The organism is Sporosarcina sp. 179-K 3D1 HS, assembly GCF_047228905.1.
Classification (GTDB): domain Bacteria; phylum Bacillota; class Bacilli; order Bacillales_A; family Planococcaceae; genus Sporosarcina.
Map to the genome: position 1 here is coordinate 1 of NZ_JBFEGI010000005.1, position 24,398 is coordinate 24,398.

Genomic DNA, 24,398 nt, shown 5'->3' on the forward strand with positions numbered 1-24,398 from the left:
ACAACACGGTTGTGCTCCCTGACCTTGATATACATGGCGTCCACGAATAAGTAGGGATAGTATTTTGTGTTCAAAGGTCGGTTCGCCCATTCGTTGACGATGGGATCGAGCTTGGCCGTCAGGGAGGAGACGAAGGATTTGGAGACACTCTCGCCGCATAGCTGTTCCACCACCTTGGTGACCTTCCTTGTCGATACACCATTCACCACCATCTCGAGCATGGAAAGGACGAGCGCCTGGTCGCATCTTGCATACCTTTCGAAGACGGAAGGCGCGAAATCGCCTTGACGTGTGCGGGGCACTTTCAATGTCAGCTTTCCTAGGCTCATCGTGTATTCCCGTTCGTAATAGCCGTTGCGGTAGTCGATGCGTTCATCGGAGCGCTCGTAGGAGGCCGCCTTTAAATACTCGTCCCGCTCCTTTTCCATATATTCGTTCAGCACGAGGACGATGGTCGATTTGACAACAGCATCAATATTTGAATTCATCACAGAGTCTTTTAAAATATCCATGTCTAGGTTAAAATTAAGTTGGGCCATTTTCCATTCCTCCAAATGTTTATCGTGGTTGAAAACATTTTATCACAGGGGATGGAAAAGGCCTTTTCCTATTTACACAATTATATGGACTTGATCGATTTATGAGCGCATACACCTTTACACCCCCGTCACCTGCAAAAACAAGTGAAGAATACAAAACAGCACGGTAGCGTACCGCCAATTCCATCGGAAGGAGATGGTGAACAGATCGACGCGAAGTTCTTTGGATAATAAATTATTCACAGCCGTGCTCGGGGAAATGGTGTTGGCTACGGCTGTGCTCCCCAATAATAGAAAAGCGAATTGAATCGGGGAAAAGCCGATTACAGCTGGATCTATCGTCGTGACGAACACGGTCAGCAAGACGACCGGATGAAGACCGGCGACCGCTGCCCCGATCATCGTGACCGATAGAACGATGCCCAATAGTAACGTGGACGATCCGAATGCCAAGTGTAATAGATTGACAAACTGGTCACTTAACGGAGAACGCACGAATACATAACTAAAGATCCCCGCAACGAGAAATAGCGTAAACTCTCCCTGCAAATTCGGTATGGCGCTCGTCGTATGCCGTCTCACTTCTTCCACGTATCCTCTGGATTGCCCTTTTAACAGACACCAAACGAACGGGAATAGGACAGAGACTGCCGAAATGGACATGACCATTCCGATATCGGTCGCCTGCATTACCCATAAGACAAGCCCTGTCGACAGGAAGAGAACGACAACCAATTCAACTATTTTCCATGCTGTCTTTTTCTGCGGGACATCCTTTTCCTTCATTAGTAGGCCATTTTCGCGAATCAAGGATTTTTCACGTCGAAGCGCTTTACTTTCCATCACTACGGCAACAATTAGCGAAGTAAGTGCAAATCCGATTGTGTAGATTGCCAACGAACTCCAGGGAATTCCTAGTTGACCGATCACCAAAATCATGATGGCCATGTATGGGGACCATGTCGTGATGGTCGTATAGCCCCGAACGAGAATGCTGGCGATCAATCGCTTCGATTGTAGGGTGGAACTGGATATCAAATGCAGGTTGATGACGATGGAGCCGATATTCAAGACAACTGACAACAGATGGGTCAGCAACAGGAACATCACATAGGAGATGCCTGTCCGATTTCCCAATTTGGCCAGCATCCGTTGCAGGCTCTCGATATAATCCCCTGTCCGTACCGGAATGCCGAGCAAGGGGGTCAGCACTAAAATGCAAACAATCGATAAATTGGTGATCGCCCCCTCCATTAAGACATGAAGAAAATCGGATTGACCGACCAATAAAGCGACCGTAGAGAGGAGAAGGACATACGTTATCCGGGCGACCATCCCTCTCAAGGCAGGAAGCGAGAGCAAGATGTAGAAGCAAGTATAGACACTGGCAAAATTCCGCATCAACTGATTATCCAAAAATTGGATCAAAATGTAATTCACGACTAATAGAATTGCCAAAATGCCTCGATATTCGATTTTTGTCGTCCGCATTTGATTGCGGAGAACGATTGTCTGTCCCATGTTAGGATTACTTCTTTCCATATATAATCTGAATCTTCGATAACAAATTCTATCATACCGTTTTCCATGAAAAGAGGAAAGGCTTTGGTTCACGGTTAATGAATCGGCGGGAAATTTCATATTCTAATAGGGACCGATCAAGTTTCATCTTCTCCCTTTCAGGGAATTTGAGAGTATAGGCGGAAATGGAGGTTGTCAATTTGATCACCAAAAAGGATGCGTTACTGACAAAAGAGGACTTTACAAGGCGTGCGGATTTGCCGGATTGGTTGGTGAGAGAGTATCAAACTTTCCACAAAACGGTTACCGATAAAACATTTCCTTGCTATTTCGGCATGAATGGAGAGCTTAAAGGGGAATTGCGCTATGCGTATGTAACGCAGGACGACTGGTCCAACTTGCCCCAGGCGCTCGAATCATTCCTACAGCTTTTTGAAGACCCTCAGCATAAACGGCATGGGTTATTTGTTTTTGTGGAGCCATTTGAAGTGGAAGGGACATTGGAGGCGTATCGGCAGCAATTTTGGGCAATCTTGCAATACTTGCATGATGTGGATGAAATCGACTGGCCGGCAGATAGCCCGCGAAATCCGGACCATTACTTATGGGATTTCCATTTCCACGGGGAACCGATTTTCGCTTTTGGTAATGCACCCGCTTATAAGCATAGAAAAACCCGTGATTTGGGAAATGCCATGGTCATTGGTTTTCAACCCAGAAAAATTTTCGAAGGGTTGAAGGGGACGGAAAAAGGCGGGATCATGTCTCGCGAAAAAGTCCGGGAACGTGTCGAAGTATGGGATCAGTTGCCAAAGCATCCTGATATTAGCCATTACGGCGATCCCAATCATAATGAGTGGAAACAGTTTTTTATCGGTGACGATAGTGAGCCGATTGTCGGAAAATGTCCGTTTTCCCATAAAGAAATGCAGTGAAAGCCGTCCAGTGGGTGGACGGCTTTCTTTTGGTGGTTATTCGCTTTTTACATTTGTCATCGTCGGTCTTACGCTATCCAACGGTTCGCTATACACTTCGAAGAACTCCTGCTTCATGGATTCCGGTGAGCTTGGCGAGCCTATTCTCGTGATCACCAATTCATCCTTTCTCATTTCCACCTGGACCTCTTCCCATTCGACTACTCTCAGATGGGCAAGCATTATCTCGGTAAGAGTGACCCCAAAAGAATCCCCGATCGGTATAATCTGTTGCAACGATATGTTTGAATTCATCCCGTCTTGACTCACAGTCATCCCTCCACCGCTCATTTTCTTCACTAGTATAGACAAATGGCTTTCGAATATTTCCCGTTTGCTGTCGATTTCCCGGGAAATAAAACGAATTATTTCCCTGCCTTCCCGTAGTAGAGATTCATTTCCTCCTCAGGAACCATGCCACCGCCCGTTGCCCAGACAATATGAGTGGCCTCGGTTGACCCTGCCTTCTCTACTTTTGCATGGATGCTGTTCACCGGACCAGGCATCCCTGCGAGTGCGGAAGGCTCCAAATGGATGTCCTCCTTGTCCGCCAACAGCTTCAATAAATCGAACAATGTTTTGTCTGATACGGTATAACAGCCGTCCATGAATGGCTGCATTGTTTTCCCGACAAACCCCGACGCTGTTCCGACCGCCAATCCGTCCGCTGCGGTTTTATTGTCGAGTCCGAAATCATGTACTGAAACGGCATCATGCAGTCCTGTCATCATACCGAGTGTCATACAAGGTGAATGCGTCGGTTCGGCGAAGAAGCAATGGACATGATCGCCGAAAGCTAGTTTCAGACCGAACGCAACGCCTCCCGGTCCACCTCCAACGCCGCAAGGCAAATAGACGAATAAAGGATGCTGTGCGTTAACGACAGTCCCCCGTTCTTTCAACTGTTTGGCGACCCGTTCGCCTGCCACTGCGTACCCTAAAAAGAGGTCTGTCGAATTCTCATCGTCAATGAAATGACAAAGAGGGTCTGATTCCGCCTGGCGTCTCCCTTCCTCGACAGCCTTGCTATAATCATCCGCATATTCGACAACGGTGACGCCTTTTTCGCGTAACAGGTCTTTTTTCCACTGCTTTGCATCCGCCGACATATGGACAGTGACATTAAATCCGAGCTTTGCGCTCATAATCCCGATGCTCAGGCCCAGATTCCCTGTCGAGCCGACCGCTATTTTATGGGTGGCGAACAGATTGCGGAACTCCGGCTCTGCAAATCGGCTGTAATCCTCTCCATCGGAAATCAATCCATGTTGAAGAGCGAGCGTTTCAGCATGCTTCAGCACTTCATAAATTCCGCCCCTTGCCTTAATCGAACCGGAGATCGGCAAACTATCATCCTGTTTCAAAAGCAATTGACCCGGCATTGAAACTCCGTACCGGGCTGATAGTGCTTCTTTCATCTTTGAAATTGCCGTAAGCGGAGATTCAATCAAACCTTCCGAATCTTCAGTTTCTGGAAAAACCCGTTTGATATAGGGAGCAAAACGGTGAAGGCGGTCCGCTGCGTCCCGGACGTCCTCTGCCGTCAATTCGGTTTGAGCCAGTCCACTTGCCGTCGATTCCAGAAGAGGATTCAGCCAGACAATCTCTTCCCCTTCCATCATCCGCCCGATTTGCGGGATTTTCTCTTTCCACACTCCCACTTCCCTCGGATTCATCATGTACCATCCACTCCTTTTCAGAAAAGTAGTAGCAATAGTATAGCATGTGACTCGATCGGGTTGTTAATTCAACACGAAACGGTCAATTAGTTCCCGTGTCAGTTCAAACCGTGGATGGATCGTGTCCTGTTCTACAGCTTCCACCCCGATGACGACGGAAATGACGCGTCTACCGTCAAAAACGCCTGTACTGGAAAAACAAGAGCCGGCTGCTTCCGTATATCCTGTTTTCAATCCGTCGATTCCAGACATCGCCTGTGGCATTCCGTCCAACATCAGATTGGTGCTCCACATGTCGACCCCTTGGCGTGTTGTGATATTCTGAATCCTCGTATACTCCAGCACTGCTGGATGTCGTGCAATCAATTCTTTCGCGATGACACCGACATCCCGAGCGGAAGAATGATTCGTTTCCTCCGCGCTTCTGCCTATATACTCGCCATCCAAGCCTGTAGAATTATAAAAAGCGGTTTCTTGTAAGTCGAATGCTCGGGCTTGCGCATTCATCATTTCGACAAACGCCTCCTCTGTCCCTGCCACCATTTCAGCAAGAGCGACTGCGGCATCATTTGCTGAAATGACCGTCATTGCGGTGAAAAGCTCGCGGACACTATACTCGGCTCCTGCCTCCAAACCAAGCTTGACCGCCCCGGATAATCCGGTCATTTGCAATACAGATTCACTGGGCACATAGAGGCTGTCCCAAGACAGCTTCCCGTTCTTCACCGCATTCATAACAAGATATTGCGTCATTAACTTGGTCATACTGGCAATCGGCAACGAGTCCGAACCGTTTTCCTCATATAGGATATTTCCCGAATCCGCTTCCATCACTAGGACGGCTTTTGCGGGAACGCTCAGCGAGACGGCTTCCTTTGTAAAGGTAGCTTCCTTCTGAAAAACCCAAGTCACACTGCCTACCAGAATAAGTAGAATCAATCCCCATCTCTTCAACAATATCATCACGCCTTTGTAAGATTCACTATTCTCAGCATACGGCATAATCTTGAAGAATCGGCTATTGCAATTCTGAAGAATTTCTTAACATTTCCCCCCGGTCCTTACGCACACACCCCCTTCCCCCTATCCGAATACGCTACAGTAATCAATCGTAGTGGTGGTGGAGTTTCAATGGAGAATCTCATTGTGTTGGCTGGACCAATTTTACGGCGGGTTGAGAAAAACTCGGTGTCCATATGGGTGGCCACAAGTCGGCCTTTCAAAATAGAAGCAACTCTTTTTAACTTGACCGATAACTCGGTTCTACCGTCTTCGTCTGAAACGGAATCTATTCGGATCGGAGAAAATTGTATCATTCACCTCGTACAAGTATACGGGGATTTACCGATGGACACTCTTCTAGGCTATGATGTTACATTCTCCGGACATGGGGAACTCCATGATTTAGCAAGCCTCGGTTACCTTACCGAGCAGGACGCACAGTCCATTGTGTATCCCGGCATCCCGTATCCTTCCTTTTATCTCCCCGAATCGTCAACTCCGAACTTCCTCTACGCATCCTGCCGTAAACTACATGGGAAAGGAGAAGATTCGCTCGCAGCAGGTGATGAATTCCTGCAAAGAACCGCAAACTGCTTACTCGAACGTCCAAGCGCCCTCTTCCTCGTAGGCGATCAAATATATGCGGATGACGTGGCATCCCCCTTATTTCCAGTCATCCGTACGGTGGCTTCAACTTTCATCGGTGATGAAGAGCTGTCCCGGTTGGATCATCGGTTGGCGCAAGCTCCTTTTCATCGCACGCAGTATCAAGTGAACGGACGGCAATTCATCATGGAACAGTTTTGCCGCTTCACATCACTCAACTTGAAAAATCATGCAATGTCCTTTGGCGAATATGCAGCCTTGTATTTACTGTCATGGAGCCCCGCCCTATGGGAACATCTCGCCTTGCCCTCTTTCGATGAACTACTGGACCGGGATGAAATTCATTTTGTTTTTCCGGACGATGAAAAGGAAAGAGCACAGCAGAGGCGCAATTACGAACGGCAAACGGAGGATCTTCTGCAGACAATCGGGGATATACATCGGATTCGAAAACTCTTTGCAAATATGCCGACGTATATGATGTTTGATGACCACGAGGTGACAGATGATTGGAATATAACGGCTGATTGGCAGGATCGCGTTTCTCAATCACCTCTCGGAAAGCATGTCGTGACTAACGGTTTATGTGCATATTGGGCCTTTCAAGGTTGGGGCAATGAGCCGCAGCGGTACGAGGAGGCGTTCCTTCAGTCGATGAGAAATTACTTCGACGGGTTCATTGCCGGCACACCCGCCCATGAAGATTGGATGAACCGAATTGGGTCATTCCGTCACTGGCATTTCGTCGCCCCTACCCGACCAGCGGCATTGTTCCTCAATACACGCACGATGCGTTTCTACGATGCGGAACCGTTACCAGTAAAGATTGGGCGAATCTATAAGGAAAATATCCGGAGCCCCCGTTTGATCGGTACGGCTGGATGGAAAGCAATTTCGACAACGCTTTATGCTTCCGGGTGGAAACGGGGTGATCCGCTCACCATCATTTCCCCAACACCGCTTTACGGAATAGGCATCATTGAATCTTTTCTTCATTCCTACGTCTTTCCATTGCGTTCAGTCGGCATTCCTATCGATGAGATGATCGATCTGGAGGCATGGAAATATAACGGAAAAGCGTTTAATGAGTTTCTCCGCCATATCGTGAAGTGGCGCCCTTCCCGGTGCATCATCTTATCGGGGGATGTCCATTATGCCTCTGCCGTCCACTCCCGTATCCAGTGGAAGAATGGGTTTATTGCAAATATCTTGCAATTGACGAGCAGCCCTTCCAACAATATGAGCTTTTCGGGACTTTGGGGGTTTCTGATGCGAACCGTCATCCGTTGGAATAGCAACAAACGGAAAGGTGTGACGATCTGTCGCCATTGTGATGATTCCTTCACTATACTGAATAGCGGAACAGAGTCGACATGCGCCAAATGGCAGGAAGAACTGTATTATGTATCGATGAATGAAGGACGCTCCATTGTGGAGACAGGGAACAATATGGGACATTTTACAATAGAGGAAAACAATATTCAGCCTGCCCTTCTTCGGATGAAAGGCGGAGAGTTAAGGAAGATTCACCTGGAGAAGATTTCGATATAACAACGGCTGCAGTGGAGATAGATAGGGTATCTCCCTGCAGCCGAGGATGGAGGGCCCGGTTCGAAGGCCTCCTTTTTTATTTAAACCACCCTTTTTCCTTAAAGCGAGAGATTGCTTCAATGCGGTTTCCAACTCCAAGCTTTTCAAGTATGGTCGAAATATAGTTTCGGACCGTTCCAGGGGTTAAAAAGAGTTCACCCGCAATCTCTTTCGTCGTTTTTCCTTCTGCCACAAGGCTGAGTACTTGGCTTTCGCGCTCTGTCAACGGGTTTTCCGTATCATCGTCATCGCCGTAGGCAATGTCTACGAGTTCCGGGGCATAAATTCGGCGACCGTCCATAATGGTCCGGATTGAACTGACCAACTCCTCGATCGGACTGTCTTTCAGTAGATAGCCGCGCACACCGGCTTTCCGAGCACGTTCAAAATAGCCGGTCCGGGCAAAGGTTGTTAGGATGATAATCTTGCAACTCTCGCCTTGCAGCTCCTCCGCCGCATCAAGCCCGGTCTTCACAGGCATCTCAATATCCATGATGCAGATATCCGGTTGAAGGTCCTTCACGAGAGCGACCGCTTCCTCGCCATTTTTCGCTTTTCCGATGACTTCCATATCCTCTTCCAAGTTCAAAAGAGAACTCAACGCGCCCAACATCATCCCCTGGTCTTCTGCAATAATAATTCGGATCATCTTAATCCACCTCCACGATTTGTTTAAGAACCGCGGGTACCCGGATGTACAACTTCGTACCCTCTCCGCCTTCTACATGCAGGCTGCCGTTAATGAATTCGAGACGCTCCCGCATCCCTTTCAATCCGCTTCCTGGCGAAGTTTCGCCGCCTCTCGTTATCCCGATCCCATTGTCTTCCACCGTAATGACATACTCATTCGGTAATTGCGCAAACGTAATATGGCAAGCGGTCCCAAAGCTATGTTTCACGACATTCGTCACCGCTTCTTTCAGGCACATACTCAAGACATTTTCCGCAATGGTCGGGATTTTGGTGAACACGGGATCCCCTTCAATGGTACAATCCATTTCAGCCGCTTTCAGGATTTGACGGATCCGGATCAATTCATCCTCCAACTTGACTGTCCGCATATCAGCAACCAGCTCCCGCACTTCTTTCAATGCAATGCTAGCCGTCTGCCGAATCTCTTGCAGCTCTTTCTTTGCAGCCGCCGGATCCCGTGTCACCAGCCTGGCCGCCAGATCGCTCTTCAAGCCGATCATCGACAACTTCTGTCCAAGCGTATCATGCAAATCACGGGCGATCCGTTGCCGTTCTTCCAAAATGATGAGCTCCGAAATCTTCTCCTTCGCATCCTCCAGCTGGTCTTCCAACTTCTCGCGCTTGTTCCGGTTATACAAATTGAAGGGCAACAAAACGACGCCGATCACCGTGATGAGGATAAAGTGGACATGCGGAAGGAAGAGGTTGATTTCCAGAAAAAAGCCCACCACAATGGCAAGGATCGTAAAGGCGATATGCAGTCCATACATGATGAAAAAACCGACGGGGTTGCGTATATTTCCGATGAAAAAAGCCGTGAATAAAGACAAATACACATATCCGAATAACAGCGTCATCGCAATATTGATGACCATCTCGAAACTGATCCACATATACACAAGCCCGCTTTTCGATTTGAATGAAAACCGGTACGATAGGAAAAAAAGGAATAACAGCGAAATTCCGACCGCAATCTCAATCGGGGAAGAAGATCGGAAAATAAAAAAGAACGGCAATAAACAAAAGATGACCCAAGCGTAAATACTTAGCCATGGGTTTCGCGGAAATATACTGTACCAACTTTGCATGCTTCGCCTTCACCGCCTATCTGATTTCTCTATTGTACCAAATATTATGATGCGTTCCGGAGTAATTGCATCTGGATTCAAAAACGAACCGCTTCGGGCGAGCTCGCTATTGCAGGCGCTCATTAGCCGCGCGAAACGCTCATATCTTCCCACAGCCGCGCATTGCCATCTTCGCCAAAAACAAAAAGGCTGTCCGACATCTCGAACAGCCCCTTCGATTATTTATTTACTATCCAAACTGGTTCGTTTCGTTTTCAGATCAAGGGACACACCCTTGCTTTTAGATTGGACAAGATGCTTCACGTCTTTAAAGGTGACAAATGTCTTGCGAGCCGGATCATAAAGACGATATTTAAGGGACTCTAAACTTGTTTTAATGGTAATGGTTGTCGCCTGTTGAAGGGGCGGCGTCAATTCATGCGCCATTTCCAAATTGTAGTTCGGAACGCGCGGCGCCAAGTGGTGGACATGGTGGAACCCGATATTGCCAGTCGCCCATTGCAAAACACGCGGCAATTTATAGTACGAGCTGCCTTCAACCGCTGCTTTCACATAATCCCACTCGGATTCTTCCTCAAAATAAGAATCCTCGAACGTATGTTGAATGTAGAACAGCCAAATACCCAACATTCCCGCGACAAACATAATCGTGCCTTGGATAAGCAAAAACGACTGCCAGCCGACAAGCAAAATGAGACTTGCATACAAGGCGACCAAGATCACATTCGTCAAGTACGTATTCAACCGCTCTTTCTGCCGGGCATCTTTCCGATTAAAGCGGCTAGAGATGAGAACGAGGTATAATGGCCCCAGTCCGAACATAACGAGCGGATTCCGGTAAAAACGGTACGCCAAACGCTGCCATTTGGAAGCTTCGACGTATTCCTCAATCGTCATGACCCAAATATCCCCAACGCCCCGCTTATCCAAATTGGAACTCGTAGCATGGTGAATGGAATGCTCCCGTTTCCATTTTTCATAGGCAAACAGAGTAAGCACGCCGGTCATCGTTCCGACTACATCATTCGCTTTTTTATTTCTGAAAAAGGAACCATGCGTACAGTCATGGAAAATGATGAACGTCCGCACAACAAATCCAGCAGCAATTACACAAAGGCCAAGCGTCAACCAGATGGAGACGTCCAAACTCTGATAAGCCAAAAACCACAGGATGAACACCGGCGGAATCGTATTCAATAGTTGTAATACACTTTTTTTAGTATCCGACTTCGCAAAAGGAGCAACGTCTTGATGCAATTTCTTCGTTTTTTCTTTACTCATGTGAATCCTCCTATTCCAACAAATTAATCTCGATCAAGTTCATGACTTAATCATAAGAGTAGTTCCTCTTTTACAACAGACATAAACGTCATGACATGATAGATGATAAATGTCATATCTCGTGAATTTTTTCACAATTAAGACCATGGCAATCCGTAAACTTTCATTGTTTTGAAAGCATAAAAAAAGACCCGCTCCACCTGAACGGGCTCTCCTTCTCATTTTCATTATTTCAGCATGCCGCCGTCCACTTCCAGAACGGTTCCATTGACAAAGTTCGACTCGTTAGACGCAAGGAATAGATAGGCATGAGCGATGTCTTCCGGTTTCCCTAACCGCGGGAACGGGGTAAGCGCCCGGATTTGTTGTAACACTTTCTCCGGAATGCTGTCGATCATTTCCGTTTCAATAAAACCAGGAGCCACTGCATTGACGTTAAGCCCCTTTGGACCAAATTCCTTTGCCCACGTTCGGGTCATCCCGATGATCCCTGCTTTGGACGCGGCATAATTTGTCTGCCCGACATTGCCGCCGGTCCCTGAAATCGAAGAAGTGTTGATGATCTTGCCATTCCCTTGGGAAAGCATGGAAGGCAAGAATGCCTGCGTGCAATTGAAAACGCCGGTTAGATTTACATCAAGTACTTGTTGAAATTGTTCCGGGCTTAATTTCAACGTCATGGCATCTTTCGTAATCCCTGCATTGTTCACAAGGATGTCCACTTTCCCAAATGTCTCCATCACCTGTTCCGCCACTTGCTTAACGTTTTCATAATTCGCTACGTCCACCTGGAAAAAAGACGCCTCGATGCCTTCTCCTAGAAGTTGCTCCACTTTGCTACGACCCGTTTCTTCATTAAAATCGAGAATTGCAACGCGAGCCCCCTCTTTTCCAAACAACGAAGCAGCGGCCCCGCCGATTCCTCTGGCACCGCCTGTGATGACGGCCACTTTATCCTGTAAGCGCAATTCGCATCCTCTCTCTCGTTTCAGATTTTCATTTGCCCTGTTCTATCATAGTGCCCCTCCCACAACCCAGGACGGGCGAACGACCTTTTTCGTTGGAATAAAATACCGGGCAACCTCCATAACAGGTTACCCGGTCCCTCTCAGCAGTATTCTTGGAGCGCCTGCTTGATTTTTGATTCGCTAATATCATAATGCGAGGCATTCCAGACCGCCCCGCCATCTTTCAATAAGAATAATTGGGGCGATTCATGCCGGATGCCGAGTTCCGCTTCGATTTCATTGGATAGAGCCCTGCTCTGCTGCACGACCAAGTATTGCTTTGGCACGTCCGTCTCCACTGCGCGAAAAGCTTGGAACGCGGTTGCGCTGATCGGGCAAGTTGAACTATGCTTCATTATAAATTGCGGAGTTTCCTTGGATTGCTCCAACGCTTCGCTCCATTCCTGACTTGTCTGTATTTCATTCATTACCATCCACTTCCTTTCATCCTAATCATACATTTCCCGGCTGCGAATACGGTAAACTTCAGCTCCAATCATTTTGTGGGCTGAAAACGGACATGCTAGGATATAAGCCGGCGAGGCAGAAAGCTTCTTGATGTCATTTCCACTTCACGGTACAATGTTTGGCATAAGAAAGGAAGGAAGGATTTCATGCGTGATTTCTCAACACGCTTTATTTGGGCATTTGTTTCATGTATTTTGCTCGGCGGACTCTTTGCTTATTTAGCAACAGCCATCAGCTACAATGCAATTAGCCATTTTGATAATCCGATCATTGCCGCCATCCAAGGAATGGAACAGCCTTGGCTGACGACCTGGGCTAAACTACTGGAGAAAATCGGATCCGGTTCCGTCGTCATGCCCATTACCATCATCCTTTCCGTCTTCCTCGGCTTTCTAAAAAGACGGGAGACAGCTATATTGATATTGACAGCTGTGATCGGCAGCGGCGCTTTGAATCGAATCCTGAAAATGATTTTCGTAAGGGAGCGCCCGACCATACACCGCCTTTCAGACATAGGAGGCTACAGCTTTCCAAGTGGACATGCCATGTTGGCAATGAGCCTTTATGGCGTTCTCGCTTACGTCTTATGGAGGTCTATTAAAACATCGGCCGGCCGCGTGCTTCTCCTACTGGTGGCAGTCTTCATGATATTGGTAATTGGAGCAAGCCGTATCTACCTCGGCGTCCATTATCCGAGCGATGTTTTGGGCGGCCTGAGTATCAGCGCTATTTGGCTGATCCTTTGCGCATCTGTTTATGGTGCATTCCAGCGAAAAAAGGCAGAATCAGGCCAACAAAGGGGAAGGAACCCGTCATGAATCCATTTACCGAACGTGTACTCCGAATAATAAAAGAGATTCCTGCAGGGTACGTCATGACATACGGGCAAGTGGCGGCATCCGCCGGCAATCCGCGTGGGGCCAGGCAGGTGGCACGGATCCTGCATTCGATGAGCGCCAAGCACGAGTTGCCATGGCATCGGATCATCAACGCGCAGGGCGGCATTTCATTCCCCGAAGACGCTGAAGCAAAAGGAGCCCGCCAGCGGGATTTGCTGGAAGTGGAAGGGGTCCAATTCACGTCTAACGGCAAAGTGGATCTGGCGGTGTACCGCTGGTTTCCCCTGGATGCCGAAGAACTCTCATAAAAGAAGGGATAGAATCGTAGTGTGGAAAGAATTTAAAGAGTTTGCGTTTAAAGGGAATGTCTTCGATCTCGCAGTCGCTGTTGTCATCGGGGCGGCCTTCGGGAAGATCGTGTCATCCCTCGTTGAAAATATCATCATGCCGATTATCGTGGCGCTTACAGGAAAGATCGATGTATCCAGCCTCCATATAGAAATCAGAGGAACCAACATTACATACGGACTGTTCCTACAATCCATCATTGATTTTCTCATTGTCGCCTTTTCGATTTTTCTCGTCATCCGCTTTCTACTGAAATTTAAAAAGAAAGAAGAACCGGTTGAGGAAGTGGTCGAAGTGAATAAAACGGAAGCCCTTCTCGAGGAAATCCGTGATTTATTGAAAGAAGAAAAGCGAATCTAAAAAAGGACAGCTCCCTGAGTTGTCCTTTTTCATTTCTACTCAATCCGCTCCCGCACCGCCTCCACCGCCATCTCCGCCTCCTCCATAACTACCACCACCGGAGTCGTACGAACTGCCGCCCGATCCGCCACCCGTCGGGATATTCATCGAGCTCCAAGTGGAACGGATGAACTGCATCGGGTCTTCTTCCAATGCAAACAATACGGCCATAGGCACGGTCGGTAAAACGGTAGCATGGAGTTTTGGAAGAGCTTTCTTCTCTTTATTTAATAAATAAGCACGCGCCAGCCAACGATTCTGGTCCTCTGTCGAAAGATGGGATGGAAGCCCTTTGGAAAGGCTCGATTGGAATTTACGAATACTCATTTTTGCATGGAGCCCACTCTTTGAAACAATGAGGGAATTGGAAAGACTACCAATGAAAATCGCTCCTGCTAGGAGAAGAAAAAAGGTAGCATTTTGCAAGTCGCTAGGTACCCATTCTCTTGAAATAAAATACAAAGCACCGAAATAGAGGATCGGAACAATACGGTTCTTTCTAAATCCTGCTAGGGCAATGACTAACAGAATGAGCGGAAGCGCAATGGTCCAACCGCTCGGATTGTTCACATAATAAGCCAATGACATTAGTAGCGCTGTGAAGATGAATGTGATCCAGCCGAGAACAGTCGGCAGTTTGTTGGATAACGTACCCGCCTCTTTCAAAAGTGTTTTGACTTCTTCATGCCAGGCATGGTGGTTTTTATCGAACGCGTAATACCTTCGAAGGTATAGCATCTTTCGTTCTTTTTCCCCTTTGGCCTGTCCTGCAATGTCATGCAAATGGAAGATCCTATTTTTCAAACCGCTTTTGAATAGCCAAGAGACCAGTGTTTTTTCATGAGGCAATAACGGTTGATCGCTTGGTACCAATTGAAACGCAAGTGTTTTCTCGGGAGCGGAAGGGTGTCTCTTAAATCGTTCCGCGGATGGCTCTGTCATGACTTTTATATGGCCTTTCTCCGCCAGCGAGAGCAGTCCGGACAGAAAATTTCTTGATTGATACCCTCCGTTCCGATCGATATACGCCAAATAGACGGGATCGGTCTGAAGGACGAAATCGATACTGCCAAAAGGCGCGAACCAACGTTGGCGCATGAATAACAACAAACCTGCGAGGAGGACGAAGACGACCGCGCCTCCCTTGACCGCCGCTTCAATGACCGGAATACGATTCACTCTCTTGTGATAGGCCTCCCAGGTCTTCGTTTCCTCGGCAACGGCTTCATCCAATGACAGGGAACCGCCCGTCTTCTGTTGTTCCGTCATGATATGGGATGGAAACAGAACGCGTGTAGCGGTCAATGTCCGTGCCTCGGACGCAGGTGTCGTAAAGATGATACCATCCTCGTATAGATGGCTCACCCTTCCGTTCCGGTCGTACAGAAATCCGTGCAGGTTTGATTCGCCCACAGCACCGGGCAAGACATAGGCAATACTGACATTTTGGATGTCTTGGTCATGATTCGACCCTTCTTCAAAAAAAGTAATATTCAAATCGCTATATGTATCAGTGGAATGAACAGCATTCCGTAAATAGTAGATGTAGAAAACGGAAATGGTTTGGTCTTTTGCCTGGATGGCCGTCGTCCGCGTCAAGCCATTTGGCTTCACGGCAGCCGGCGTCACCATCTCCTTCGTCACTTCGCCAACCACAGCATCGTTGCGATCCAGCAAATATGCCTCAAACGTATCGACCTGCGGATGATGCTTCCGCGGAAGAGAGCGGTGCAACTGCGTAAACTCGCCATCGAACGTATACGTGAAAATTTCGTTCACAATCATATCCCCATTCGGCTGGAGCCACCCTTTGATCTGCGCCCGGTCAATCGTATAGGACTTTGCCTCCGCAAGAGAAGCCGGCAGAAGGAAAAACAGAATGGCCATCAAAACACCAACCATCTTTCTCATCCGATCACCCCCGTTTCAATTGCTACGTATACGGGTTGAGCCAGCTGGCGGTTTCAATATGGTCCAAAATAGAGCGGAAAGACAGGGGCAGGTGGTGAAATGGTCATGGGGTTGGCATTCCTTGCACTCCTCTCACCTTTGCTTGCACTCCAACCCACTTTGCTTGCACTTGGCCGGGAGTTGCTTGCATTCAACCGACAATTGCTTGCACTCATCGCGAGTTTCCTTGCAAATTAGGACTATTCTCACACTCCACTTTCATCTTCTCCAATGGGAAGCGATAAAATCTGCCCCTGCTCATCCCAAGATGCTCAAGAGGCAACTCACCTAGCAAACGTGTGGCAGTGTAATTCGCCGGGACATGAAGAAACTCCCTGCATTCCCGATTCGTCATCGTTTCACTAACTATCATGAACCAGTCATGGATGGCACGCCGATGCGCCCGTCGACTAACTTGGCAGCAACTCGTGCAAACCCAACCGCGGGATATTTTATTCATACCAAGCGTTCCGCATTTCTCACACTGGACGCCGCTTTTTATATCGTGTGGGTTTATATTCATGGTGGTGCATAGTGGAAACGGATTGTAATCAAAATGCCCGTTCGATAGTTCAATAACTATCTTTGATAGGGTTTTGCTGTCTAGTATAGGGGATCTTCCCTCTCGTTTACGGAGAACATTCGGGAGTTCATATGGGAAAAGCATGGTCAAATGAGGTCTGGAATTCTCGATCAACTGTCTGGATTGGGTGAAGACGACAGCGCCTGCAACAGGAACCGATAGATTTCGGGAATGAAACCAATCTTCCAATAGAAAGTGATTGCGCTCCAACTGGACGGAAGGACATTCGAATGCATCCATCTGACCATTTTCCAATACGCGGACCATTTGATTCCACTCCTCCGGAAAATGGATTCGGCCCGCAATATTTTTGATCTCCAAGATGTATGCACCTTGCGAAGATAGAAATAACGTGTCCAATTGAAATTTTCCTGACGAAGATAAATTCAAGTCGTGAAAAATATAGTGCTCAAAACCAAATTGGTACTTCAAAAAGATTTGATCTACTAACTTTTCACCGTTCGCACCCGCTTGAGCGATTCGAATCCGTTCTTTTAGCTTCTCTGAAAATGGGTGTGTGGTTGAAATCCTCTGCTGCATTGCTTTCATTCCAAATAAACTGTACGGAATAGACTTATTTTTGACTATCAACTGTCCATTCACCTCCTAAGGTGAGCGTATCATATACCTCAACTGGAAACCATATGGTAATTGAAAGTTGTATTTTGACCCTATTATTAACGTTAGCTCTCTATTGCTAAGGGGCAAAATCAAGAATTCGGGAGATAAATCAACTCTTCTGTCCATTCAAATTCAGATTTTGGCTGGTTTTATACGCTTTTACTTGAGGTGTACTCGTTCGTTTTCGACTTTTTTTGATTGCAATCAAACGCGGGTTGCTTGCACTAAACCGGGATTTCCTTGCGCTCAACGGGTAGTTCCTTGCACACCACTCGCAATTGCTTGCACTCCCCGCCAAGTTCCTTGCACAGCGTCCAACCGCAACCATTTCGACACAATTCCCCCGCACCTTACCAGGACGGCGTTGCCACCCCTTCCTGAAGGTGTTACAATGGAAAGAGGATTCTGTATAAAAGGAGTGACGTTCACATGTGGTTCTTATACATCATGTATACTTTATTCGCATTTATTTCAATCGGCACAATTCTAGGTCTTGTTCGTACGTTCAGTGCACATAAGTAAGCTAACGCAAAAAGCCCCCGACACCGGAGGGCTTTTTTCATGCCGCTGGGTTTAATCAAAGTCTCCGCCAACAAATCGGTTTCATCCCTGCTTCAATTCCCCTCCCTAAACAACGATACCATCCAAGTGGTCGCATCCATTCCGTGGACATCCCGAATTTCATCAATTGCCTCATGCGCAAGCAGACGGCCCCCTCGCAACACGACAATTTCATCCAGCAACGGCTCCACTTCCTTCAATTCATGTGTGGACAGGACGATTGTTTGCCGTTCCGTGTCCGTGAATCGGATGAGCCCTTTAGCAATATCCTCCCGCACCATGGGATCAAGCCCGGAAAACGGCTCATCCAGCAAATAGTAGTCCGCCTCCCGTGCAAGCGTTGCCGCAATTTTCACGCGCCCCCGATTCCCCTTGGACAAGTTTTTGATTTTCGCATCCAGCCCGATATTCAAAAACTCGGCCATCTCCTTCGCCTTGATCGGATTAAAATCGGAGAACTGCGATTCGTAGAAGTCAAACAGCTGCTCCACCGTCAAATACGGGTAGAATAAATCCGCATCCGGCATATACGCAACCGAAGCGGCGATCTTTCGCGTTATCTTTTCACCGTTGTACTCGGCACTGCCTGAATTCGGTGTCAGCAGCCCCGCAACCAGCTTCAATAACGTCGTCTTGCCGCTCCCGTTTTCCCCGACCAATCCAATGATCTTTCCGGTCGGCAGAGCGAGCGTCATTCCATCTAGCGCCCTGCGACCACCGTACTTTTTCGACACATTTTTCAGCTCAATCATGACTCCCACCCCGCTCTTGTAAATGATGAATCATTTCCTCGGTCGTAAATCCGAAGGCCTCCACACTTTGAATGAAGGACGAGATCAATTGATCTTTCATCGCATCCCGGACTTTCGCAATTTTCGTCACGTCTTCTGTCACAAATGACCCTTGACCCCTTCTCGTTTCGGTGATTTCCATTTGCTCCAACTCCTTATACACGCGTTGCATCGTATTGGCATTCACGCCGGCCTCCACCGCATAGTCGCGGACAGAAGGCAGTTTTTCCCCTGGCTGTAAAGTGCCCCGGATGATTTCGCCGATGATGCGATCGATGAGCTGTTGATAAATCGGTTTGTCTGGTAGAAATTCAATGCCCATCGTCATAACCTCACTTTCTTTTCAAATAAAACCGAACCGGCCATGAATGAGGCAACGGTTACTGCTCCATACAGCAATAAACCGCCCACCGAAAAAATAACACTCCCGGGGATTAAGCCGGCCAAAAAATAGCTATGGGATTCCTGATAAAAGTCAACATCTGTCCATTTGACAGGCATGAATGTTTTCAACGGCTCAAAAATTCCTGTCACCCTAAGTTTTTCCCATACAACCATACTTAGTGCTAGGACAATATAGGTCATGATGGTGGATAAAAAAGAGCCATAACGGGAACGTAACACTTGATAGACCGACCAAAAGAAAAATCCGACGCCCATTATGAAAAGCGATCGAAGAAAGAGAGCACAGATCGTATTAAGCAATGGTAGTACGCCATTCTCAAATGATATGGAGCCGCCCTCTCCTGACAAAATAAATGCGATTCCAAGCAGCATGCCACTCCATACCATTGACCCAGCCGTTACTATCGCAGCGAACGCCACCTTTGCCCCAGTTAGTCCGTACATGGAAATCGGCGAATGCAGCCATATATCCGGCCGTTTCAATTCATTCCCCAAGCTCATAAAGAGGATGGACACGCCTAAAAACAGTTGAAAGCCAATCCATGTCCCACCCAGTATAAATGCGTGGGCTGCGTACTCTCCTGGAACATCAAACAGCTGCCCCACCACGGACGGCCCAACTAACACGATCAGAATAGATAAAATGGCCAGAATTGTAACGCTCCGCCGCAGCATCATCCATTCTTTCCGAAGTAACCCCCGCCAACTTTTCATCACACGACCTCCTCATAACCGTACTTTCTTCTCAAATAAAACAGCCGCCCCGATAACCATCGCAAATGTAATTAAGACGTCCACGACAATTTCCCCGGTGTAAATTTCCGATGGCCCCATCTCAAACCGTCCTCCAGACGGCAAACGGATCGCTTCCAGTTTCGATAGATCGACTTTTCCGACCATCACAACTCGCTGGTATGAATCGGAAAGCGTGATTTTTGTAATTAACCAAGTGCTGAAGAAAAACAACAATAGAGTTAACGGCACTGCAAACCCTTTTACTGCCGGTTTGATTAATCGGTACATCACCCAGAAGAAAAAGCCTATAGCCATGATACCGATGGATGAAAAAAATAAGGTGACCAGAAACCCGACACCAAATCGCACCATTTCTTCCATCGTAAAAATCGGAGCGGACACGAGAGTATACTGGATCGCTAACATCGTAGTCGGGATGAATAAACTGAGAATGCCAATTAATACAGCAAAGACCATTTTTGATCCGACCAACTTGAAAATCGAAGCCGTGGAATGCAGCCACACATCGGGTCGCTTCATTTCCCGCTCCAGCAAGACAAATAACGTGGCAACGGGCGCAAGGACACTCGCAAGCGCCCACAAAAAGCTAATGACTAACGTAATCTCATAAAAATGGATATCCAATCCAAAAATCTGCCGAATCAAAAATGGAAAAATGGATAGGACGACAATCCCTATAATCCCCATTGCAAGCAACGCCCATTTCATCGAAGCCCACTCTTTCCTTACCAACCCATTCCATTGCTTCAACGTGGACAACCCCTTCCTGTACCGGTGTATTAGTTACATAATACACTATATGCAAAGATTATGTAAAGGATGAACTTGTAGATATTGCTTTTTAGACGGCCAATTAGCTGTGCTTATAAAGAAGGCTTGGAAGATATGAAGCAATAACAGTGCTTGTATAGCGTATAATGGGGGACATAAAGGAGAGGACACAACATGAATTCTTTCATTAAAGGAATCGATCATATTCAATTCGCAGCCCCCGCAGGAACCGAGGAACAAGCACGGCAATTTTACGGAGAACTGTTGGGACTGGAGGAAATTCCGAAGCCCAAGAACTTGATAGGACGAGGCGGTTGCTGGTTTCGTTGTGGATTGCAAGAGGTGCATATCGGTATTCAGCAGGATTTTATTCCAGCCAAAAAAGCGCATCCCGGGTTTAGCGTGGACGCGCTGGATGAATTGAAAACCCGTCTTGAACAAGCGGGCTATGTGATTAGCGAGGAACCTCCGATTGATGGCCGTTCCCGTTTTTTCACGCATGACCCTTTTGGCAATCGGATCGAGTTCTTGGAATTTCATTCGGAATGAAGCGTGGCGGATGAGCGGTTGGTCTCCCGCCTCCTTCAAGAAACGATAATATCCTTCTCCTGCTGGTTGATCCGGTTCAACTCTTCTTCCGCCTCATCACGCTTGCGGGCCAGTTGATCTTGCACCCGGCGTACATCCTGCAGCACTTCATGAATCTGGCTTTGCGCATCGGTGATCCGGGAATGGACCATCCAGTCGGAGAAGAAATTGTCGAAAAAAAGGTCCGTGAAAGCAAAGATATCATTTTGACTGATCGTGAAAGACTCCGCGGCCATGTTCTGGACATCCATCAGCTCCGTCCGATAATGGCGCAGTGCCCGCTGTGCTTGGTGAACGAGGTCCTCGGAGTCGCTCATTTCCGAATGTTTCAATGCGGAGGCGACCAAGCCCCCTCCCAAAAAGGTATCCCAAATGGACATGCCTTCCGCGGAATTCAGTTTGTCCATCGCTTTATCTAGTGCATGGATGGCAATTTTCCCATAATCATAGGCTTCCTCTATTTCCCTTAGCAACGAGCGGAGCCGCACGCGGTCGTCAGCAATTTTCTGCAACGTCTGATGGGCGATGGAATCATGCTGCCGGATCCATGCCGCTTTCTCCTTCAGGAAATCTTCCCACTCTTCTTCTATATAAGTGAAGTCGGGGTTGCTCATTTCATTCTGCAACTCTGTCACTTCCGCTTCCATATCCGCTACCACTTTTTCCGCTTCGTTGTAGCGCAACTCCGCTTCGGTGACTTCCCGCATTTCCCGATCCATCTCTTCGTCCCATTTCCCGGTCCATTCCTTAATTTTATTCATAAAGGAAAATTTCCCGAGTTTGATAACGTCTTGTTGCTCTTTTGATAATTGCGTCCGGAGCTGATCCCGGAGCCGAACAGCTTCTTTCAAATGTTGCTCGGCCCCTTGTAGTCGCCGTTGCACCCGGTTTCGCTCGTTTCGAATCATCGTAAGTGTCAATTGCCGATTATGGATGTCTTGTTGCATCTCTCTCACCCCTTTCCTATTTTACGGACTCGTGGAAATAAAGTTTCAATCCTTGACGGCGGTCAAGGTCACTTCCGACCGGACGCGGTATGCTGAGTGTGGAGGTGGGACGTCATGAAACCAGCATGGATTCTCAGCCTTGTCCTTTTGCTCGGAGCCTGTGGAAATACAGCAACTCTTCCAACACTGCCCGACCCGGTACCCGACCAAGAAATGAACGCTTTCGAGGAAGGGCTAACCTTGGTGCTCGCCGAAGACCATTTCGTCGAATCCCCAACCGTTATCCATACTGTCGTCCGGAATGACAGCCAACGTGATGTTCAATTGGGGGAGTTTTACCATATCGAAGTGAATCGGAAAGGGGAATGGTTCATCATCACCTATTCAGATGCCATATTTTTAAAGAATCCTCATTTCCGGGATTTCGGGAATGTCTTGCCGGCTGGGAGTGAAGCCCAACAGACATTTTCAGTCGAGGCTCTTGGCATCATACTCATACCAGGAGAATATCGGCTCGTGAAAACATTCCTTTCCAAGTCAGAACCAATGCATGAACTTTCCGTTGCCGCCCCTTTTTGGGTTGAATGAAACAACGAAAGGCGGCTTTCCGTTCAAATTCGAACGCAAGCCGCCTCCTTCCTTATGTCGTTCGAGAGTAGCCTGATTTTCCACTCAAATCCTAAACTTGCTCACTTCCATTTGCAAATCTTCCGCCAACAACGCCAAGGACTGGATGCTTTCCGTGATTTCTTCCATCGTAGCTAGTTGTTCGCGGACCGATACACTCGATTCATTGGCACTGGCAGCGGCTTGTTCCGCCAAATTTCGGACTTGCGATGAACCCGCCATGACGGTGACCGTCCTTGATTGTATTTCTTCAATCGCAGCCGATACGAGACGTACGCTTTGGCTCGTCTCCTTGGCGGCCCCTTCTATTTGCTCGAACAACTGTAACGAATTCGTGACGGACTCCAGCCCATCCTCGGCTTTGTCGCTGCCCGCCTGAATCGACAGGGACGCCTTCTCCGTATCGCTTTGGATCAATTTTACAGTATGTTCGATTTCAGAAGCCGATTGTTTGGATTGCTCCGCCAATTTGCGGACCTCTTCCGCTACCACGGCAAACCCTTTGCCATGCTCACCAGCTCTTGCGGCTTCAATGGCAGCATTCAACGCTAGTAAATTGGTCTGCTCAGAAATATCGGTAATTAACGCGGTTACTGTTTGAATGCTGATCGAATTTTCTTCCAGCACTTTCATACTCGAAGTGGCATCAATGATTGAAGTACGAATGTCCTTCATTTGATCCGCCATTTGATGGAAAGTGACTGCCCCTTGTTCCACAAGGGAGCCCACAAGATTGGAAGCTTGCATCATATTGGCATTGTTCTCCGCAATTTGCTCGATTCCCGCAGACATTTCTTCCATAGAAGCTACTGTTTCGCCGACGAGCTCCAATTGCTGTTCGCTTCCCCTTAGATTTTCATCTGCCACATTGGCCACCATCGCGGAGGAAGCGGCACTTTCTTCGGAACTAGCAGATAATTGTTCGGATTGAGCAGCAAGACGGATAGCGGAATCATGCAATCGTACGACTACTTGACGCAGGTCATCCGTCATTTTATTAAACGCTGACGCCATCGTCCCGATTTCATCGTTATTTTTAATGTTCATTTTCTCCACCTGTAAATTGCCCTCAGCCACTTGCTCCAATGCCGCCGTGATGCCCCTAACCGGGCGCGCAATATTTCTGCTGATGAAATAGGCGATTAGCCCGCTAACCAGAACGACTAGCCCACTTAATATCGTGATCATGAGATAAGTAGTATCGGCCAATTGATTCAGCGCTTGCCGTGTATCATCCATCTCGGCATGCTGCGTCTCTTTAAGGCCTTCCGCCAACGACATGAATAAGACTAACGCCGTGCTAGAACCCCGCACGTTTTTATCCAATTCAGCTTCGTCCCTTTTAATGAAACTGTCAATACTTGCTCGGACAATGTTCATATAATTTTCATTTCGTTCTGCCATTTCCTCCAAAGTTCCCATGGCTGAGCTGCCTTGCAGCAATGTCTGTAATTCTTCAAATTTTTGGTTGAACTGCTCCGCTTCATCCGTGATATTCATTACGTACCGTTGCTCTTTGAACAATACATAACTATAAAGATTGGCAGAGATACTTCGGTTTTGATTAATCAGCTCATCGACCAAATCGACTTTTTTAATATTTTCGTCAAGCAATTGGGAATATTCCTTGTTCAATTGTTTGACCGAATAAAACCCAACTGCCCCTACGATCACCGATAGAATAATAATAGAGAAAAAACTGAAAAATAATTTTTTAGATAATGAATTTAGTCGCATTATTCTCCCCCGCCGCGCCCTATCTTT

The 24,398-nt window shown here is 47.6% G+C and carries 25 protein-coding genes; 7 read left to right on the forward strand and 18 right to left on the reverse strand.

The features are described 5' to 3' along the window. Both AB1K83_RS08410 and AB1K83_RS08415 read right to left on the reverse strand, forming a co-directional pair. On the reverse strand, positions 1–539 hold a 539-nt coding region (locus AB1K83_RS08410), incomplete at its 3' end, for a transposase (RefSeq protein WP_413057737.1). Between the two features lie 117 nt (positions 540–656). Then, a complete protein-coding gene (locus AB1K83_RS08415) occupies positions 657–2,060 on the reverse strand; it encodes a hypothetical protein (protein ID WP_413057738.1) in 1,404 nt (467 codons plus the stop codon). A gap of 185 nt (positions 2,061–2,245) precedes the next feature. On the opposite strand from AB1K83_RS08415, the gene AB1K83_RS08420 reads away from it, so the two are divergent. Then, positions 2,246–2,995, forward strand: coding sequence for a YqcI/YcgG family protein (locus AB1K83_RS08420; RefSeq protein WP_413057739.1), 750 nt, complete (start codon positions 2,246–2,248; stop codon positions 2,993–2,995). 36 nt (positions 2,996–3,031) lie between these two features. Here AB1K83_RS08420 and AB1K83_RS08425 read toward each other — a convergent pair whose 3' ends face one another. The 3 genes from AB1K83_RS08425 to AB1K83_RS08435 all read right to left on the reverse strand — a co-directional run bounded on the left by AB1K83_RS08425 (position 3,032) and on the right by AB1K83_RS08435 (position 5,670). Continuing rightward, positions 3,032–3,304 carry a hypothetical protein gene (locus AB1K83_RS08425; RefSeq protein WP_413057740.1) on the reverse strand — a complete coding sequence of 91 codons (273 nt, stop codon included), beginning with the start codon at positions 3,302–3,304 and terminating at the stop codon, positions 3,032–3,034. Positions 3,305–3,399: 95 nt separating this feature from the next. Further along, the gene (locus AB1K83_RS08430) at positions 3,400–4,710 is read right to left on the reverse strand and encodes a D-serine ammonia-lyase (protein ID WP_413057932.1); all 1,311 of its coding nucleotides are present in this window, start codon (positions 4,708–4,710) and stop codon (positions 3,400–3,402) included. 66 nt (positions 4,711–4,776) lie between these two features. Further along, positions 4,777–5,670 carry a D-alanyl-D-alanine carboxypeptidase family protein gene (locus AB1K83_RS08435; RefSeq protein WP_413057741.1) on the reverse strand — a complete coding sequence of 298 codons (894 nt, stop codon included), beginning with the start codon at positions 5,668–5,670 and terminating at the stop codon, positions 4,777–4,779. A 174-nt stretch (positions 5,671–5,844) separates the two neighbouring features. Between AB1K83_RS08435 and AB1K83_RS08440 the strand changes: the two genes are divergently transcribed. After that, positions 5,845–7,872 (forward strand): hypothetical protein, encoded by a 2,028-nt coding sequence (locus AB1K83_RS08440; RefSeq protein WP_413057742.1) that lies wholly within the window; start codon positions 5,845–5,847, stop codon positions 7,870–7,872. A gap of 76 nt (positions 7,873–7,948) precedes the next feature. Here the strand turns inward: AB1K83_RS08440 and AB1K83_RS08445 are convergent, their stop codons facing one another. The 5 genes from AB1K83_RS08445 to ytxJ all read right to left on the reverse strand — a co-directional run bounded on the left by AB1K83_RS08445 (position 7,949) and on the right by ytxJ (position 12,408). Then, entirely contained in the window at positions 7,949–8,560 is a 612-nt protein-coding gene (locus AB1K83_RS08445) for a response regulator (protein ID WP_413057743.1), read from the reverse strand. Between the two features lies 1 nt (position 8,561). Continuing rightward, on the reverse strand, positions 8,562–9,692 hold the full coding sequence (locus AB1K83_RS08450) for a histidine kinase (RefSeq protein WP_413057744.1): 1,131 nt from the start codon (positions 9,690–9,692) through the stop codon (positions 8,562–8,564). Positions 9,693–9,914: 222 nt separating this feature from the next. Continuing rightward, the gene (locus tag AB1K83_RS08455; RefSeq protein WP_413057745.1) at positions 9,915–10,973 is read right to left on the reverse strand and encodes a fatty acid desaturase; all 1,059 of its coding nucleotides are present in this window, start codon (positions 10,971–10,973) and stop codon (positions 9,915–9,917) included. Positions 10,974–11,200: 227 nt separating this feature from the next. After that, positions 11,201–11,941: a 3-oxoacyl-ACP reductase FabG gene (gene fabG / locus AB1K83_RS08460; RefSeq protein ID WP_413057746.1), complete on the reverse strand. Its 741-nt coding sequence runs from the start codon at positions 11,939–11,941 to the stop codon at positions 11,201–11,203. A gap of 140 nt (positions 11,942–12,081) precedes the next feature. Further along, positions 12,082–12,408 carry a bacillithiol system redox-active protein YtxJ gene (ytxJ, locus tag AB1K83_RS08465; RefSeq protein ID WP_413057747.1) on the reverse strand — a complete coding sequence of 109 codons (327 nt, stop codon included), beginning with the start codon at positions 12,406–12,408 and terminating at the stop codon, positions 12,082–12,084. Positions 12,409–12,594: 186 nt separating this feature from the next. Here ytxJ and AB1K83_RS08470 point away from each other — a divergent pair, with 186 nt between their 5' ends. From AB1K83_RS08470 to mscL, 3 genes are read left to right on the forward strand one after another with little or no spacing between them, the layout of a single operon-like run. Beyond that, the gene (locus AB1K83_RS08470; RefSeq protein ID WP_413057748.1) at positions 12,595–13,266 is read left to right on the forward strand and encodes a phosphatase PAP2 family protein; all 672 of its coding nucleotides are present in this window, start codon (positions 12,595–12,597) and stop codon (positions 13,264–13,266) included. Further along, entirely contained in the window at positions 13,263–13,595 is a 333-nt protein-coding gene (locus AB1K83_RS08475; RefSeq protein WP_413057749.1) for an MGMT family protein, read from the forward strand. Before AB1K83_RS08470 ends, AB1K83_RS08475 begins: the two co-directional genes overlap by 4 nt. A gap of 19 nt (positions 13,596–13,614) precedes the next feature. Further along, positions 13,615–13,995 (forward strand): large conductance mechanosensitive channel protein MscL, encoded by a 381-nt coding sequence (gene mscL / locus AB1K83_RS08480; protein WP_413057750.1) that lies wholly within the window; start codon positions 13,615–13,617, stop codon positions 13,993–13,995. A 39-nt stretch (positions 13,996–14,034) separates the two neighbouring features. Here mscL and AB1K83_RS08485 read toward each other — a convergent pair whose 3' ends face one another. From AB1K83_RS08485 to AB1K83_RS08510, 6 genes are all read right to left on the reverse strand, one after another. After that, complete coding sequence (locus AB1K83_RS08485) at positions 14,035–15,945, reverse strand: DUF2207 domain-containing protein (protein ID WP_413057751.1); 1,911 nt, start codon at positions 15,943–15,945, stop codon at positions 14,035–14,037. Between the two features lie 211 nt (positions 15,946–16,156). Beyond that, on the reverse strand, positions 16,157–17,158 hold the full coding sequence (locus AB1K83_RS08490) for a nuclease-related domain-containing protein (protein WP_413057752.1): 1,002 nt from the start codon (positions 17,156–17,158) through the stop codon (positions 16,157–16,159). Positions 17,159–17,802: 644 nt separating this feature from the next. Further along, a complete protein-coding gene (locus AB1K83_RS08495; RefSeq protein ID WP_413057753.1) occupies positions 17,803–18,501 on the reverse strand; it encodes an ABC transporter ATP-binding protein in 699 nt (232 codons plus the stop codon). Beyond that, positions 18,494–18,862 carry a GntR family transcriptional regulator gene (locus AB1K83_RS08500; RefSeq protein ID WP_413057754.1) on the reverse strand — a complete coding sequence of 123 codons (369 nt, stop codon included), beginning with the start codon at positions 18,860–18,862 and terminating at the stop codon, positions 18,494–18,496. The genes AB1K83_RS08495 and AB1K83_RS08500 overlap by 8 nt, the downstream gene beginning before the upstream one ends. Before the next feature lie 2 nt (positions 18,863–18,864). Continuing rightward, complete coding sequence (locus AB1K83_RS08505) at positions 18,865–19,659, reverse strand: hypothetical protein (RefSeq protein ID WP_413057755.1); 795 nt, start codon at positions 19,657–19,659, stop codon at positions 18,865–18,867. 12 nt (positions 19,660–19,671) lie between these two features. Beyond that, positions 19,672–20,451, reverse strand: a complete 780-nt coding sequence (locus tag AB1K83_RS08510; RefSeq protein WP_413057756.1) for a hypothetical protein — start codon at positions 20,449–20,451, stop codon at positions 19,672–19,674. Between the two features lie 195 nt (positions 20,452–20,646). Here AB1K83_RS08510 and AB1K83_RS08515 point away from each other — a divergent pair, with 195 nt between their 5' ends. Next, positions 20,647–21,021, forward strand: a complete 375-nt coding sequence (locus AB1K83_RS08515; protein ID WP_413057757.1) for a VOC family protein — start codon at positions 20,647–20,649, stop codon at positions 21,019–21,021. 35 nt (positions 21,022–21,056) lie between these two features. Here the strand turns inward: AB1K83_RS08515 and AB1K83_RS08520 are convergent, their stop codons facing one another. Continuing rightward, the gene (locus AB1K83_RS08520; RefSeq protein ID WP_413057758.1) at positions 21,057–22,007 is read right to left on the reverse strand and encodes a hypothetical protein; all 951 of its coding nucleotides are present in this window, start codon (positions 22,005–22,007) and stop codon (positions 21,057–21,059) included. Positions 22,008–22,121: 114 nt separating this feature from the next. On the opposite strand from AB1K83_RS08520, the gene AB1K83_RS08525 reads away from it, so the two are divergent. Then, positions 22,122–22,595, forward strand: a complete 474-nt coding sequence (locus tag AB1K83_RS08525; RefSeq protein WP_413057759.1) for an immunoglobulin-like domain-containing protein — start codon at positions 22,122–22,124, stop codon at positions 22,593–22,595. An 84-nt stretch (positions 22,596–22,679) separates the two neighbouring features. Here the strand turns inward: AB1K83_RS08525 and AB1K83_RS08530 are convergent, their stop codons facing one another. Continuing rightward, the gene (locus AB1K83_RS08530) at positions 22,680–24,371 is read right to left on the reverse strand and encodes a methyl-accepting chemotaxis protein (RefSeq protein ID WP_413057760.1); all 1,692 of its coding nucleotides are present in this window, start codon (positions 24,369–24,371) and stop codon (positions 22,680–22,682) included. Positions 24,372–24,398 lie beyond the last annotated feature (27 nt).

Bases quoted from the DNA above. Each gene is read 5' to 3' on its own strand.
- AB1K83_RS08485 (WP_413057751.1), bottom strand. From the start codon at position 15,945: ATGAGAAAGATGGTTGGTGTTTTGATGGCCATTCTGTTTTTCCTTCTG.
- AB1K83_RS08525 (WP_413057759.1), top strand. From the start codon at position 22,122: ATGAAACCAGCATGGATTCTCAGCCTTGTCCTTTTGCTCGGAGCCTGT.
- AB1K83_RS08500 (WP_413057754.1), bottom strand. From the start codon at position 18,862: ATGGGCATTGAATTTCTACCAGACAAACCGATTTATCAACAGCTCATC.
- AB1K83_RS08515 (WP_413057757.1), top strand. From the start codon at position 20,647: ATGAATTCTTTCATTAAAGGAATCGATCATATTCAATTCGCAGCCCCC.
- AB1K83_RS08450 (WP_413057744.1), bottom strand. From the start codon at position 9,692: ATGCAAAGTTGGTACAGTATATTTCCGCGAAACCCATGGCTAAGTATT.
- AB1K83_RS08415 (WP_413057738.1), bottom strand. From the start codon at position 2,060: ATGGGACAGACAATCGTTCTCCGCAATCAAATGCGGACGACAAAAATC.
- ytxJ (WP_413057747.1), bottom strand. From the start codon at position 12,408: ATGAATGAAATACAGACAAGTCAGGAATGGAGCGAAGCGTTGGAGCAA.
- AB1K83_RS08520 (WP_413057758.1), bottom strand. From the start codon at position 22,007: ATGCAACAAGACATCCATAATCGGCAATTGACACTTACGATGATTCGA.
- AB1K83_RS08470 (WP_413057748.1), top strand. From the start codon at position 12,595: ATGCGTGATTTCTCAACACGCTTTATTTGGGCATTTGTTTCATGTATT.
- AB1K83_RS08505 (WP_413057755.1), bottom strand. From the start codon at position 19,659: ATGAAAAGTTGGCGGGGGTTACTTCGGAAAGAATGGATGATGCTGCGG.
- AB1K83_RS08475 (WP_413057749.1), top strand. From the start codon at position 13,263: ATGAATCCATTTACCGAACGTGTACTCCGAATAATAAAAGAGATTCCT.
- AB1K83_RS08430 (WP_413057932.1), bottom strand. From the start codon at position 4,710: ATGAATCCGAGGGAAGTGGGAGTGTGGAAAGAGAAAATCCCGCAAATC.
- AB1K83_RS08455 (WP_413057745.1), bottom strand. From the start codon at position 10,973: ATGAGTAAAGAAAAAACGAAGAAATTGCATCAAGACGTTGCTCCTTTT.
- AB1K83_RS08445 (WP_413057743.1), bottom strand. From the start codon at position 8,560: ATGATCCGAATTATTATTGCAGAAGACCAGGGGATGATGTTGGGCGCG.
- AB1K83_RS08440 (WP_413057742.1), top strand. From the start codon at position 5,845: ATGGAGAATCTCATTGTGTTGGCTGGACCAATTTTACGGCGGGTTGAG.
- AB1K83_RS08495 (WP_413057753.1), bottom strand. From the start codon at position 18,501: ATGATTGAGCTGAAAAATGTGTCGAAAAAGTACGGTGGTCGCAGGGCG.
- AB1K83_RS08530 (WP_413057760.1), bottom strand. From the start codon at position 24,371: ATGCGACTAAATTCATTATCTAAAAAATTATTTTTCAGTTTTTTCTCT.
- AB1K83_RS08420 (WP_413057739.1), top strand. From the start codon at position 2,246: ATGGAGGTTGTCAATTTGATCACCAAAAAGGATGCGTTACTGACAAAA.